Origin of the sequence: Rhizobium sp. RU36D (assembly GCF_900176345.1) — a bacterium.
Classification (GTDB): domain Bacteria; phylum Pseudomonadota; class Alphaproteobacteria; order Rhizobiales; family Rhizobiaceae; genus Allorhizobium.
Genome location: NZ_FWXU01000010.1, coordinates 153105 through 167825, shown reverse-complemented (window position 1 = coordinate 167825; position 14721 = coordinate 153105). Strand labels below are relative to the sequence as shown.

The following is a 14721-nucleotide window of genomic DNA, read 5'->3' as shown; positions in this document are numbered from 1 at the left end:
GGACTATATGCAATTAACGAAGCGATTGACTGATCTGGTGACACATTTGGGATCGCGGCCTTGCCTAAGAAAAGCAAACGATGACCACCTTTGAAAGCGCCGTGACCACGGCATTCATCCACGACACGATCGCCGAGCTGGCCACCTTCAAGACGCAGTTCGATGTTTTCAGATTGATGAAACGGATCACCGAGGCCTGCGGCGCCCGCGCCTTCATGGTTCTCAACATACCGCCTGCCACATCGCTCGACCTGTCCAGCAATTCCATCATCACCAACTGGCCGGCCGAACTGCTTTCGAGCTACGACAAGATTGCGCTTCTGTCCGACAGCCCTGTCATTCAGCGGTTGCGGGCTGCCACCACCCCGTTTGCATACAATGTTAGCGTTGGCTTTTATCAGCGCGCCGACCGGACGGAATCGCCGGCGCGTGCGCTATTCGAGCGGTTCAACCTGCCCCGTGGTGCCTATTTTCCGGTGCACGACGCCTCGGGCAGCCGCGGGGCGGTGTCTTTCTCCGGAGACCGGGACGCCTTCACCTTCCTGGAAATGATGCAGCTGAGCTTCATTTCCAGCCACGTCTACAACCGGCTTGCGGAAATCCGCGACCTTGACAACAAGTCGACCGACACGCTGACCGAGCGGGAAATCGATTGTCTGAACTGGACGGCAGCCGGAAAGACCAGCGTCGAAATCGCCGAAATCCTGGGGCTTTCGGAACACACGATCAACCACTACCTCAATCGGGCGACCAAGAAACTCGACACCGTCAATCGCACCCAGGCCGTGGCCAAGGCGCTGCGCATCGGCCTGATCAAGTAGCCGCCTTGGCGGCTGCGGCATAATGGCATTGCAGGGCGATGGCTTTTCGGCAATGTATTGGCCATGACGCCCTCCGATCTGACAATCCTTGTCATCGATGAAAATGCCCTGCGCGCCTCGATCATCGAGGCGGGCCTGCATGCGGCCGGCCATACCAATGTGACGATCATTCGCGACGTGCTCGGCGTTGCCCGCCAGATCGAGCGGCTGTCTCCCGACGTCATCGTCATTTCGCTGGAGAATCCGAACCGCGACATGCTTGAGAGCATGTTCCAGCTATCGCGCACCGTGAAGCGACCAATCGCCATGTTCGTCGACCGTTCGGACCAGGGCATGATCGCTGCGGCGGTCGAGGCCGGTGTTTCCGCCTATGTGGTCGATGGCCTGCGCCAGGAGCGCGTGAAGCCCATCCTCGACATGGCGATCAGCCGTTTCAATGCCTATTCGCGCATGGCTCGCGAGCTTGAGGAGGCCCGTTCCGAGCTGGAGAACCGCAAGCTCGTGGAGCGCGCCAAGGGCATCCTCATGAAATCCAAGAAAATCACCGAGGACGAGGCCTACAAGCTGCTGCGCTCGACCGCCATGAAACAGAACCGCAAGATCGCCGAAATCGCCCAGAGCCTGGTTCTGGCCGCCGGCCTGCTGGAGGACTGAGCATGACCGAACGCATGGACGTCACCCTCGGTTTCATGCCTCTCTTCGACAGCGCCGTGGTGGTCGTCGCGGCGGAAAAAGGCTTTGCCAGCGATGAAGGGCTGGATCTGACGCTGGTGCGGGAGACATCCTGGGCCAATATTCGCGACCGTATCGCCGTCGGCCATTTCCAGGCGGCGCATATGCTGGCGCCGATGCCGATTGCCTCCAATCTCGGCCTCTCGCCGCTTTCCACGCCGCTCATCACGCCGATGGCCCTCAATCTCGGCGGCAATGCCATCACAGTATCCAACGCGCTCTATGACGAGATGCTGGGTGAGGGCATGAGCCAGGATCTTGATCCCCACCGGGCCGGCGCCGCCTTGAAGGCTGTCGTGGCCAACCGGCGGCGTCTGGGCCAGCCGCAGCTGCGGTTTGCCGTGGTGCATTTCCATTCCGGTCATAACTACGAACTGCGCTACTGGCTGGCGGCTTGCGGCATCCTGCCCGACCAGGATGTGGAGATCGTTGCCGTTCCGCCGCCGCTGATGCCGGATGCGCTGATGATGGACCGCATCGACGGCTACTGCGTCGGCGACCCCTGGAACACCGTCTCGGTCGACCGGGATATCGGCCGCATCGTCACCGTTAAGGCCAAGATCTGGCGCAACAGCCCGGAAAAGGTGCTCGGCGTTTCGAAACGCTGGGCCGATGCCAACCGCCCGGCGCTCGATGCCCTGCTGCGGGCGTGCTACCGGGCCGCCCAGTGGTGCGGCAATACCGAGAATATCGAGGAACTGGCCGGCATCATGGCCGCCCGCCAGTATCTGGGCGTCGAGGGACGCCTGTTGTTGCCGGAACTGACAGGCCACATCATCGCCGCGCCCGGGGTTGCCGTCGATGTCGACGATTTCTTCGTGCTCGACCATAAGGCCGCGCATTTCCCATGGCAGAGCCACGCGCTGTGGTTCTACAGCCAGATGGTCCGCTGGGGCCATTGCACCCATTCCCAGGAAAACAGCCTGATCGCGCGGGATTCCTACCGGCCTGATATCTACAGGCAGGCCCTGAAGCCGATCTTTGCGCCCATGCCGGGCGCCAATCTCAAGGTGGAGGGCGCTCTCTCCACGCCGCAATATATCGGCGCCACGGTCGGGCGCTTGATGCTGGGGCCGGACGGCTTCTTCGATGGTCGCATCTTCGATCCGGACCGCCTTGACGATTACATCACTGCACAGCGCCTCGCTTAAAAGGCGGACAGGTTGCGGCTCAAAAATTGTGCGCCGCATAAAATGCAGGCATCACGATACGATGCTGCGGCTGCTCAATATATGAGCAACTGCAGTATATCTTTGAAAATAAATGAAAATAAAAGATATTGCGCATCTGGCATGATTTGTGCATGTTAATTGGCAAGTCCAGAGGGGACTACATATAAGGCGCGTCCAACGAAGGGCGCCCACAAGGCAAAGCCGCCGCTCGGTTTCAGCGTCCGTCAATCGGACAAGCTGTTTCTGACGGCGGCTTTTTTTGTTTCTCCCCCCTGGCTCCGACCGCAACACCGATTGCCGCAACGATGGAGAAAAGCAGATGAAGACCGATTTCACCGCCGCCCCTGTTGGCACACGCCGCGAATTCCTAAAAAAGACAGCATCGACTGCCGCCATCGTCCTGGCGGCTCGCACGCTCCTGCCATCCGGCGCCTATGCGGCCGTCGCAACGCCGGAAGTGACCGGCGCCAAGCTCGGCTTCATCGCGCTGACCGATGCGGCAGCCCTCGTCATCGCCAAGGAGAAGGGCCTGTTCGAAAAGCACGGCATGCCTGATGTCGAGGTTCTGAAGCAGGCGTCCTGGGGCGCCACGCGCGACAACCTCGTGCTCGGCGGCGCCTCAAACGGGATCGACGGTGCCCATATCCTCACCCCCATGCCCTACCTGATGCACACCGGCAAGGTGACCCAGAACAACGTGCCGGTGCCGATGTCGATCCTGGCGCGCCTCAATACCGACAGCCAGGGCATTTCGGTCGCCAAGGAATATGCCGAGACCGGTGTGCAGCTCGATGCATCGAAGCTGAAGGAAGCCTTTGCCAAAAAGAAGGCCTCCGGCAAGGAAGTCAGCGCGGCGATGACCTTCCCCGGCGGCACGCATGATCTCTGGATCCGCTACTGGCTTGCCGCCGGCGGCATCGACCCCGACAAGGATGTATCGACCATCGTCGTTCCGCCGCCGCAGATGGTGGCCAACATGAAGGTCGGCAACATGGATGTCTTCTGTGTCGGCGAACCCTGGAACGAGCAGTTGGTGAACCAGGGCATCGGCTTCACTGCCTGCACGACGGGCGAGATCTGGAAGGGCCATCCGGAAAAGGCGCTCGGCATGCGCGCCGACTGGGTCGAGAAGAACCCGAATGCCGCCAAGGCCATCCTGATGGCCGTCATGGAGGCGCAGATGTGGTGCGAGAGCATGGACAACAAGGAGGAAATGTCGACCATCCTCGGCAAGCGCCAGTGGTTCAACGTTCCCCCGAAGGATGTCGTCGGCCGACTGAAGGGCGACATCAACTACGGCAACGGTCGCCTCGTCACCGGCACCGACCTCTACATGAAGTTCTGGAAGGATCACGCCTCCTATCCCTTCAAGAGCCATGATAGCTGGTTCCTGGCCGAAAATATCCGCTGGGGCAAGTTCGCACCGGATACTGACATCAAGGCACTGGTGGACCAGGTCAACCGCGAAGACCTCTGGCGCGCCGCCGCTGCCGATCTCGGCGTCGCCGCCGCCGACATTCCCGCCTCGACCTCGCGCGGGCCGGAAACCTTCTTCGACGGCAAGGTCTTCGACCCCGAAAACCCCTCCGCCTATCTCGACAGCCTGTCGATCAAGGCCGCGTCGTAGGAAAGACCCCGACGGGTTCCACCTCCCCCTTGAGGGGGGAGGTCGCGCGGAACGCGCGGGTGGGGGTGATCCTGGCACACGCGGCCGTCACCCCACCCCGGACCTGCGGTCCGACCCTCCCCCTCAAGGGGAGGGTCTCGATACCAACAAATGACCACCCAAGAGGATCAATCAATGCCCGCAACAGCACGAACGCAGAAAGTCGCCGTCGCGCCGGTGCCGACATCGCAGGGCCAGATCGTGCATATCGCCACCCGCCCGGCACGCCGTTTCGATGCCCGCAAGATCGCCTCCGCTATCGTCCGCAATGTCCTGCCGCCGCTTGTCGTGCTGGTGGGGCTGCTGGCCATCTGGCAGATCACCTGTTCGCAGGCCGGTTCCAGCCTGCCGCCGCCGAGCCAGGTCTTCATCGACAGCTATGACCTGATCGCCTACCCCTTCTTCGACTTCGGCTCCCAGGATATTGGGCTGGCCTGGCGGGTGCTGGTGTCGCTGGAGCGGGTTGCCTATGGCTTCGGCCTCGCTGCCGTGATCGGCGTGCTCGTTGGCGCCGTGGTCGGCCAGTCTGTCTGGGCCATGCGGGGTCTCGACCCGATCTTCCAGATCCTGCGCACCGTGCCGCCGCTTGCCTGGCTGCCGCTGTCGCTCGCCGCCTTCCAGGATAGCAACCCCTCGGCGATCTTCGTGATCTTCATTACCTCGATCTGGCCGGTGATCATCAACACCGCGGTCGGCGTGCGCAACATCCCGCAGGATTATCGCAACGTCGCCCAGGTGCTGAGGCTCAATCAGATCGAGTTCTTCTGGAAGATCATGCTGCCTTCGGCAGCGCCCTACATCTTCACCGGCCTCAGGATCGGTGTCGGCCTGTCCTGGCTCGCCATCGTCGCGGCTGAGATGCTGACCGGCGGCGTCGGCATCGGCTTCTTCATCTGGGACGCGTGGAACTCGTCGCGCCTGTCCGACATCATCGTGGCGCTCGCCTACATCGGCGTCGTCGGCTTCGCGCTGGACAAGCTGGTGGCAGCCGTCGGCGGTTTCATCACCCGCGGCACGGCAGCGAACTGAAGCAATTCCAGGAAAAGTGTGAAGCGGTTTTCCGTCCGGAAATTGCGACAAACAGGAGAGATGACCATGACCGCTTATCTGAAGCTCGACCATATCGACAAGCATTTCGACCGGGGCGGCCAGCGCGCCGAGGTCCTGAAGGATATCAACCTCACCATCGACCAGGGCGAATTTGTCTCCATCATCGGCCATTCCGGCTGCGGCAAGTCCACGCTGCTGAACCTGATCTCCGGGCTGACCAGGGTTTCCGCCGGCGCCGTGCTGCTCGAAAACCGCGAGGTCAATGCACCGGGGCCGGAACGAGCCGTGGTGTTCCAGAACCATTCGCTGCTGCCCTGGCTGACAGTCTACGAAAACGTCAACCTCGCCGTCTCCAAGGTCTTCGGCTCCAGCAAGTCAAGGGCCGAGCGCCACGACTGGGTGATGCGCAACCTCGACCTGGTGCAGATGGGTCACGCCAAGGACAAGCGCCCCGCCGAAATCTCCGGCGGCATGAAGCAGCGTGTCGGCATCGCCCGGGCGCTGGCCATGGAGCCGAAGATCCTGCTGCTGGACGAGCCCTTTGGCGCACTGGATGCGCTAACCCGCGCCCATCTGCAGGATGCGGTGATGGAAATCCATGCCCGGCTCGGCAATACCATGATCATGATCACCCATGATGTGGACGAGGCCGTGCTGCTCTCGGACCGTATCGTCATGATGACCAATGGCCCGGCCGCCCGCATCGGCGAAGTGCTCGACGTGCCGATCCCCCGCCCGCGCGACCGGATCGCGCTCGCCTCCGACCGCACCTACCTCAAATCCCGCGAAGCCGTGCTGAAGTTCCTCTACGAACGTCACCGCTTCGTGGAAGCCGCGGAGTAAGATCTATGGCTGAAAAACTCGTCATCATCGGCAATGGCATGGCCCCCGGCCGCATGCTGGAAGAGCTGTTCGAAAATGCGCCGGGTCTCTACGACGTCACCATCTTCAACGCCGAGCCCCGCGTCAATTACGACCGCATCATGCTCTCGCCGGTCCTTTCGGGCGAAAAGGCCTATGAGGATATCGTCATCCACGATGACGACTGGTATGCGGCCCATGGCATCACCCTGCACAAGGGCGCCAAGGTCACCGGGATCGACCGGCAGAACAAGACGGTTACCGCGGCCAATGGCATCACCGTCACCTATGACAAGCTGGTGATCGCCACCGGTTCGCTGCCCTTCATCATCCCCGTTCCCGGCCATCAACTGCCGGGCGTGCTGGCCTATCGCGATCTCGACGATGTCGAGAAGATGCTGGCCATCGCAGAAGGCAAGGGCAGGGCCATCGTCATCGGGGCCGGCCTGCTGGGCCTGGAAGCCGCTTATGGGCTGAAGCGCCAGGGCATGGAGGTCACCGTCATCCACCTCATGCCGACCATCATGGAACGCCAGCTGGATCCGGCCGCGGCCTATCTGCTGGAAAAGGCGCTGACCGAACGCGGCATCGACATCATCACCAAGGCCAATACCAAACAGATCCTCGGCACCGAAAAGGTCGAAGGCATCGAGCTGGAAGACGGCCGCATCATCCAGGGCGACATGGTCGTCATGGCTGTCGGCATCCGGCCCGCGTCTGCCCTGGCGAAAGAAGCCGGTGTTGCCGTCAACAGGGGCATCGTCGTCGATGACGGCATGATGACTTCGGACCCGAACATTTTCGCGCTCGGCGAATGCGCCGAACATCGCGGCACTTGCTACGGCCTTGTCGCGCCGCTCTACGAGGCGGCCCGCGTGCTGGCCGATCGCCTGACCGGCGGCCATGCCGAATATCACGGCTCTGTCGTCAATACGAAGCTTAAGGTCACCGGCATCAACCTCTTCTCCGCCGGCGATTTTGCCGAAGGCGAGGGCCGCGAGGAGATCGTGCTGCGCGACGCGACAGCCGGCGTCTACAAGCGGCTGATCCTTAGGGAAAACCGGATCATCGGCGCGGTCCTTTACGGAGAAACCTCCGACGGCTCCTGGTTCTTCGACCTGATGAAGAAGGGCGTCGACATCAGGGACATGCGCGAAACCTTGATTTTCGGCCAGGCCTATCAGGGGGGCAGCCCGCTGGACCCTATGGCGGCCGTTGCAGCCTTGCCGGATGATGCGGAAATCTGCGGCTGCAACGGCGTCTGCAAGGGCAAGATCACGTCCACCATCACGGGCAAGGGCCTGACCACGCTGGACGGTGTGCGCGCCCATACCAAGGCATCCGCCTCCTGCGGCAATTGCACCGGCCTGGTCGAGCAGCTGATGGCGCTGACCCTGGGCGATGCCTATAACCCGGCCGCCGTCACGCCGATGTGCACCTGCACCGAGCTTGGCCATGACGACGTGCGCCGCCTGATCAAGGCCAAGGGCCTGAAGACCATTCCGGCCGTGATGCAGGAGCTGGAATGGAAGACCTCCTGCGGCTGCGCCAAATGCCGCCCGGCGCTCAATTATTACCTCGTCTGCGACTGGCCGGACGAATATGCCGATGACTACCAGTCTCGCTACATCAACGAACGCGTCCACGCCAATATCCAGAAGGACGGCACCTATTCCGTCGTGCCACGCATGTGGGGCGGCGTGACGAGTGCGGCCGAGCTTCGCGCCATTGCCGATGTGGTCGACAAGTTTGAAATCCCGATGGTGAAGGTCACGGGCGGCCAGCGCATCGACCTGCTCGGCATCGAAAAGGAAGACCTGCCCGCCGTCTGGGCCGATCTGGGCAAGGCCGGCTTCGTCTCAGGGCAAGCCTATGCCAAGGGCCTGCGCACGGTGAAGACCTGTGTCGGCTCCGACTGGTGCCGCTTCGGCACGCAGGATTCGACCGGACTTGGCATCCGCCTGGAAAAATTCATGTGGGGTTCCTGGACGCCGGCCAAGCTCAAGCTCGCGGTGTCAGGCTGTCCACGCAACTGCGCGGAAGCGACCTGCAAGGATATCGGCGTGATCTGTGTGGACTCCGGCTTTGAGATCCACTTCGCCGGCGCCGCGGGCCTCGACATCAAGGGCACCGAAATACTGGGCCTGGTGAAAACGGAAGATGAGGCGCTCGAATACATCGTCGCACTGACGCAGATGTATCGCGAGCAGGCCCGCTATCTCGAGCGCATCTACAAATGGGCCAAGCGCATCGGCCTGGATGAGATCCGCCGGCAGATCATGACCGATGAGGCCAAGCGCAAGGGCTATTTCGACCGCTTCGTCTTCTCGCAGAAATTCGCGCAGGTGGACCCCTGGTCGGAGCGGGTCTCGGGCAAGGACAGGCACGAGTTCAAGCCCATGGCAACGATCGGCTACCAGGCTGCGGCGGAGTAACCACCTCCCCCTTGAGGGGGGAGGTCGCGCGGAACGCGCGGGCGGGGTGACCTTGTTGCGCGCCGCCGTCACCCCGTCCCGGGCCTAAGGTCCGACCCTCCCTCTCGAGGGGAGGGTGGCCACGCTGAAGCGCCTTAGAAAAACAAGGAACACACCCATGAACTGGATCGCAATCGGCACCATCGACGACATCCCACTGCGGGGAGCCCGCTGCGTGAAGACACCGCAGGGCAAGATCGGCGTCTTCCGCACCGCCGACAATGAAGTCTTCGCCATCGAAGATCACTGCCCGCACAAGGGCGGCCCGCTGACCCAGGGCATCGTCCACGGTACCTCGGTCACCTGCCCGTTGCACAACTGGGTCATCTCGCTGGAAACCGGCAAGGCGCTGGGCGCCGATGAAGGGGAGGTCCGCACCATCCCGATCCGCAACATCGACGGCCAGCTGTCGATCGCGCTCGAGGCCATGCTGCAGGCAGCGGAGTAGGGCGGATGGTCTGTTTTTCGGTGCCGCTCCAGACTCGCGATAGCACCCCCCTCTGCCTTGCCAGGCATCTCCCCCTCAAGGGGGGAGATCAGCTAGAGGCGTGGTCCCACCCATTCTTCCCCCTAAGCCAAGGACTAAGTCGCCTGCAAACCGCAGGGCGCTGCCGCGAGTCGATCTCCCACCTTGAGGGGGAGATGTCCGGCAGGACAGAGGGGGGTTCCGGAGCATGCAACCGTCCCTTAAAGAACAGGCCAGCAGGGACTATTTTCTCAACCGACCGCTTCGATTTCCTTCCGCGCGCAGCTGGCCAAAAAGGCAGAGCGGGTGAGACCACGTTTGGCGGCCGCCTCGTCGATCGCCTTCAGCGTTCCAGCCTCGAATGTGACATTGGCCCTGACGACCCTGCTGTCGTCCTCGATCAGCGGAATTCGAACAAGAAAGGCGCCGGCCGCGAGCTCGTCGCGGATATCCGCCCTGTTGAGGATCGCCTCGATCGGCGACGGATCGGGCAGGGCATCATCTTCCGCCCAAAGGCGCAGGGCCTGGATGGCGTTGGTGATAAGATCGCCTTCCTCGTCCGCGGCGGAAAACACGCCTTCGATGTCTGGAAAGGTCACGCCGAACGCGCTGTCGGCATCCTTATGCACAAGGGCGATGTAGTGGCGCATCGGTCAGGTCCCTATTTGATCCATCCGGCCTGCTTGGCGATGGCACGCGCCGTGCCCACCGGCAGGTCCTTTTTCGGATGGGGCACGATCACGGTCTTGCCGTCCCGCCGCAGCTTGTGGTGCGAGCCACTGACGGAAACCAGGTCGAAGCCTTCATCCTTCAGACGCTGGATGATCTTTCGACTATCGCGTTCGATCACAGCCCTCTCCCGTGTGTATATATATACTCACTGCGCGCGTCTTCGACAAGTCCCGGCTTTAGGTGTCATCCCGATAGGCCCCGGCATTCGCGGAAAAATTGCACGAGGGCAAGCTCATGTCCACTGACACCAAAACCACCTGTCCCTATTGTGGTGTCGGCTGCGGTGTCATCGCGACGGTCAAAGATGATGGTAGCGTTTCGGTGAAGGGTGATCCGGATCATCCTGCCAATTTCGGTCGCCTTTGCTCCAAGGGCTCGGCGCTGGCGGAGACCATCGATCTGGACGGTCGGCTGCTGACGCCAAGGATCAACGGCGCCACTGCCGGCTGGGATGAAGCGCTTGATCTCGTTGCCCATCGGTTCTCGACTGCCATTAGGGAGCATGGGCCTGACGCGGTGGCCTTCTATGTCTCCGGCCAGCTGCTGACCGAGGACTATTACGTGGCCAACAAGCTGATGAAGGGCTTCATCGGATCGGCCAATATCGACACCAATTCCAGGCTCTGCATGGCATCGTCCGTCGCGGGCCATCGCCGCGCCTTCGGGTCCGACACGGTGCCTGGCACCTATGAGGACCTGGAACTGGCTGACCTGATCGTGCTGACAGGCTCCAATCTCGCATGGTGCCATCCGGTGCTCTATCAGCGCATCGCGGCGGCAAAACAGGCGCGACCGGAGATGAAGGTCGTCGTGATCGATCCGCGCCGCACCATGACCTGCGATATCGCCGACATGCATCTGGCGGTGCGTGCGGATGGGGATACGGCCTTGTTCAACGGCCTGCTCGCCCATCTTGCGGATAGCGGCGCTACCGATGAGGCTTACATCAGTGCCAACACTCATGGATTTGCAGAAGCCGTGGCATCGGCGCGCGCGCTAAATCCGGCGGACCTCATTGCTGCAACGGGCTTGTCATGGCAGCAGCTCATCGACTTCTATGCACTGTTTGCCCGCACGCCCAAGGTCGTCACCTGCTACAGTCAGGGCGTCAACCAGTCCTCGGTCGGGTCAGACAAGGTCAATGCCATCCTGAACTGCCACCTGGCGACCGGCCGCATCGGCCGTCCCGGCATGGGGCCGTTTTCGCTGACCGGACAGCCCAATGCCATGGGCGGCCGCGAGACGGGTGGTCTCGCCAACATGCTTGCCGCCCATATGAACATCGAAAATCCCGAGCATCGCGATCGCGTCCAGCGCTTCTGGCAGTCGCCTGCCATCGCCGACCGGCCGGGTCTCAAGGCCGTCGACATGTTCAAGGCGGTGGCCGATGGCCGCATCAAGGCGCTGTGGATCATGTCCACCAACCCTGTCGTCTCCATGCCAGATGCGGATGCGGTCAAGGCGGCAATCGCGGCCTGTCCCTTCGTCGTCGTGTCGGACATCATCGCCGATACCGACACCACGCGGCTTGGCCATGTGCTCCTGCCCGCGACCGGCTGGGGCGAGAAGGACGGCACCGTCACAAATTCCGAACGCCGCATCTCCCGCCAGCGGGCATTCCTGCCCGCGCCCGGCGAAGCGCGTCCAGACTGGTGGCAACTGGCCGAGGTCGGTCGGCGCATGGGTTTTGCCGATGCCTTCGCTTTCACCAGCCCAGCCGAAATCTTCGCCGAACATGCGGCCCTGTCGGGCTTCGAAAACAGCGGTAGCAGGGATTTCGATATCGGTGCCTATGCCGACATCGACCAGTCGGCCTATGCCGCCTTGGCCCCGTTCCAGTGGCCCCAGCCGGCGGGCGCTGGTCCCGGCGAGGTCAGGTTCTTTGCCGATGGCCGCTTCTACCACCCCGATGGCAAGGGGCGCTTCGTCGCGGTCAAGGCCGAGGTGCCGCAACGCATCACTCCCGATTATCCCCTCCTGCTCAACACCGGTCGTGTCCGGGACCATTGGCACACGCTGACCCGCACCGGCAAAAGCGCCCGCCTGTCAGGCCATCTCGCCGAACCCCTGGTAGAAATCCATCCTGATGATGCCATGGCGCTCGGGATCGCCGATGCCGACCTTGTCGAGATCGAAAGCCCGACCGGCGCCATCATCGTCCGTGCATTGCTGACCCGTCGGCAGGCGCGCGGATCTCTGTTCGTGCCGATGCACTGGACCGACGAATATTCGGCCCGTGCCCGTGTCGATACGTTGGTGCCCGGTATCACCGATCCGGTCTCCGGCCAGCCGGCCTCCAAGCATGCGGCGGTCAGGGCGGCACGCTTTGCGGCGGCGAGCTATGGTTTCGCGATCAGTGCCGTCAAACCCCGTGGCCTAGACGCGGCCTATTGGGCACTCGCCAAGGCGGACGGCGGCTGGCGGGTCGAGATTGCCTTCGACAGCCCACTCGATGATATCGAGGGATGGTGCCGTGAGCGGTTCACCCTTCCTGCCGATGCCGAAAGCCTTGGCTATAGCGACCGCGTCAGCGGAGATAGCCGAATCGCCTTCTTCGCCGGGGATAGGCTGCTGCTCGCCTTGTTTGTCGCGGCAACGCCTGTCGCGGTCTCGCGCAACTGGGCCATCAGCCAGCTGACCGAGCCCCACAACGATGCCCGCACCCGCTTTGCCGTGGTTGCGGGACGTCCGGGCGCTGGCAGGCCGGATCCGGGCGCGACCGTCTGCTCCTGCTTTTCCATCGGCATCAACCAGATCGTCGCCGCCGTCCATGGCGGCTGCCGCACGGTGGAGGCGATCGGCACAACTTTGTCAGCCGGAACCAATTGCGGCTCCTGCCGCGCCGAAATCAGGGGGATCATCGATGGATGCCAAGTCGCTGCCGCTGAATGAACCGGGCGCCCGCCCCACCGCACCCGCTCGCATGGCGCCGCTCGCCAAGCTGCCGGTGTTCTGGTCGCTGGCGGGAAAACGTGTCGTGGTGGCAGGCGGCTCGGACGGCGCGGCCTGGAAGGCGGAACTGCTGGCGGCCTGTGGGGCGGATGTGCATGTGTATTGCGTGGAGGATCAGCTTTCGGATGTGATGCGGGGGATGCTTCGTGCTGCTATACCCCCCTCTGTCCTGCCCGTTAAGGAAGGGGTGGATGCCCCGGAACCCCCCTCTGTCCTGCCGGCGTTCGGCATTGCAATCGATTCACTGGATCGATTGCTCGGCTTCGCCGACCATGCCTCACCCCCCTCAAGGGGGGAGATCGAATCGCGGCGACGTGATCGGTCCCTTACTATCCCCGATATTGGCAGTCCTATCGCCACTGCCGCATCTGTAGCTTCTGGCGGCTGCCATTACGGAGCGATGCCGGCCATGGCTCAGCCGATCTCCCCCCTTGAGGGGGAGATGTCCGGCAGGACAGAGGGGGGGTCTCGATCTGAAGCGATAACCGCCGGTACCGCACCGCTTATCCCCGCCATCACCCACCACCCCCACCCCTGGCATCTCGGCATCTTCCACGGTGCTGCTCTGGCCCTTGCCGATTGCGACACCGAGGCCGAGGCGCGCGCCTTTTTCGATGCCGCCCGTGCTGCCGGCGTGCCCGTGAACGTCATCGACAAGCCGGCCTTCTGCCAGTTCCAGTTCGGATCCATCGTCAATCGGTCGCCGGTCATCGTGGCGATCTCCACCGATGGCGCAGCGCCGATCCTCGCCCAGGCCATCCGTCGGCGGATCGAAACGCTGCTGCCGCCGGCCTTGAAACAATGGGCGGAACTCGCTCAAGCCCTGCGCGAGCGCGTCAACGAGCTATTGACCCCGGGCAATGCGCGGCGTGTCTTCTGGGAGCGCTTCGTCGATCGCACCTTTGCAGGAAACCATGTGCCGGAGGAGGGCACCGAGCGGGCGCTCCTGGCCGAGGCCACGCGCCTTGCCGGAGCGCCCGTGTGCGGCCGCGTCACCCTTGTTGGTGCGGGGCCTGGGGATGCCGAGCTGCTTACGCTGAAGGCCGTGCGCGCCCTGCAGCAGGCCGATGTCATCCTGTTCGATGACCTGGTTTCGGCCGAGGTGTTGGAGCTTGCCCGCCGTGAAGCCAGGCGCATGCTTGTCGGCAAGCGCGGCGGTAGGACAAGCTGCAAGCAGCAGGATATCAACGACATGATGGTATCGCTCGCCAAGGCCGGCAAGCGCGTGGTGCGGCTCAAATCCGGTGATCCCATGATCTTCGGCCGGGCCGGCGAGGAGATCGCCCGGCTGGAAGCCGAGGGCATTCCGGTCGATGTCGTCCCCGGCATCACCGCAGCCAGCGCCATGGCGTCGCGGCTGGGTATATCGCTCACCCATCGCGACCATGCGCAATCGGTGCGCTTCGTGACGGGCCATTCCAGGCATGGCGATCTCCCGGCCAATACGGACTGGAAGAGCCTTGCCGATCCCTCGGTCACGACGGTCTTCTACATGGGCGGGCGCATGGCGGCGCGCATTCGCCGCGCCCTTGTCGATCATGGCATGAGCGACGACACCCCCGTGGTCGTCATGGCCGCCGTCACCCGTGCCAATGAGACGCGCTGGCAGGGCAGCCTGGCGGACCTGCCCGACGCGATGCAGCGCATCGGTGTCGATGAACCTGTTCTGATCGGCATCGGCAACGCCTTTGCAGAGCGTGCAAGCGCCATGGCGGTCGAGCGATTTGTCGCAACGGCCTGAAGGCGTCGCAAGGACAAGCATTTTCCGTTTGGCGAACGCATGGCGCTCCACTAT

12 protein-coding genes are annotated in these 14721 nt (G+C 62.9%); 10 read left to right on the top strand and 2 right to left on the bottom strand.

Going from position 1 to position 14721, the window contains the following annotated elements; translation table 11 throughout:
* Nucleotides 1-80 precede the first annotated feature (80 nt).
* From B9A97_RS14795 to nirD, 8 genes are all read left to right on the top strand, one after another.
* Complete coding sequence (locus B9A97_RS14795) at nt 81-821, top strand: LuxR family transcriptional regulator (protein WP_084366114.1); 741 nt, start codon at nt 81-83, stop codon at nt 819-821.
* 63 nt (nt 822-884) lie between these two features.
* Complete coding sequence (locus B9A97_RS14790) at nt 885-1475, top strand: ANTAR domain-containing response regulator (protein WP_084366113.1); 591 nt, start codon at nt 885-887, stop codon at nt 1473-1475.
* 2 nt (nt 1476-1477) lie between these two features.
* Nucleotides 1478-2704, top strand: coding sequence for a CmpA/NrtA family ABC transporter substrate-binding protein (locus tag B9A97_RS14785; RefSeq protein ID WP_084366112.1), 1227 nt, complete (start codon nt 1478-1480; stop codon nt 2702-2704).
* A gap of 340 nt (nt 2705-3044) precedes the next feature.
* Nucleotides 3045-4352 carry a CmpA/NrtA family ABC transporter substrate-binding protein gene (locus B9A97_RS14780; protein WP_084366111.1) on the top strand — a complete coding sequence of 436 codons (1308 nt, stop codon included), beginning with the start codon at nt 3045-3047 and terminating at the stop codon, nt 4350-4352.
* Nucleotides 4353-4526: 174 nt separating this feature from the next.
* Nucleotides 4527-5420, top strand: a complete 894-nt coding sequence (gene ntrB, locus B9A97_RS14775) for a nitrate ABC transporter permease (RefSeq protein WP_084366110.1) — start codon at nt 4527-4529, stop codon at nt 5418-5420.
* 66 nt (nt 5421-5486) lie between these two features.
* On the top strand, nt 5487-6284 hold the full coding sequence (locus tag B9A97_RS14770) for an ABC transporter ATP-binding protein (RefSeq protein ID WP_084366109.1): 798 nt from the start codon (nt 5487-5489) through the stop codon (nt 6282-6284).
* Nucleotides 6285-6289: 5 nt separating this feature from the next.
* On the top strand, nt 6290-8737 hold the full coding sequence (gene nirB / locus B9A97_RS14765) for a nitrite reductase large subunit NirB (RefSeq protein ID WP_084366108.1): 2448 nt from the start codon (nt 6290-6292) through the stop codon (nt 8735-8737).
* Between the two features lie 157 nt (nt 8738-8894).
* Nucleotides 8895-9224 carry a nitrite reductase small subunit NirD gene (gene nirD / locus B9A97_RS14760; RefSeq protein WP_084366107.1) on the top strand — a complete coding sequence of 110 codons (330 nt, stop codon included), beginning with the start codon at nt 8895-8897 and terminating at the stop codon, nt 9222-9224.
* A 269-nt stretch (nt 9225-9493) separates the two neighbouring features.
* On the opposite strand, the gene B9A97_RS14755 is transcribed toward nirD, so the two are convergent.
* A complete protein-coding gene (locus B9A97_RS14755) occupies nt 9494-9892 on the bottom strand; it encodes a type II toxin-antitoxin system HicB family antitoxin (protein WP_084366106.1) in 399 nt (132 codons plus the stop codon).
* 11 nt (nt 9893-9903) lie between these two features.
* Nucleotides 9904-10089, bottom strand: coding sequence for a type II toxin-antitoxin system HicA family toxin (locus B9A97_RS14750; RefSeq protein ID WP_084366142.1), 186 nt, complete (start codon nt 10087-10089; stop codon nt 9904-9906).
* 119 nt (nt 10090-10208) lie between these two features.
* On the opposite strand from B9A97_RS14750, the gene B9A97_RS14745 reads away from it, so the two are divergent.
* Together B9A97_RS14745 and cysG are read left to right on the top strand one after the other, a co-directional pair.
* Nucleotides 10209-12866, top strand: coding sequence for a nitrate reductase (locus B9A97_RS14745; protein WP_084366141.1), 2658 nt, complete (start codon nt 10209-10211; stop codon nt 12864-12866).
* A 31-nt stretch (nt 12867-12897) separates the two neighbouring features.
* Complete coding sequence (gene cysG / locus B9A97_RS14740) at nt 12898-14667, top strand: siroheme synthase CysG (protein ID WP_084366140.1); 1770 nt, start codon at nt 12898-12900, stop codon at nt 14665-14667.
* The last annotated feature ends 54 nt before the right edge of the window (nt 14668-14721 follow it).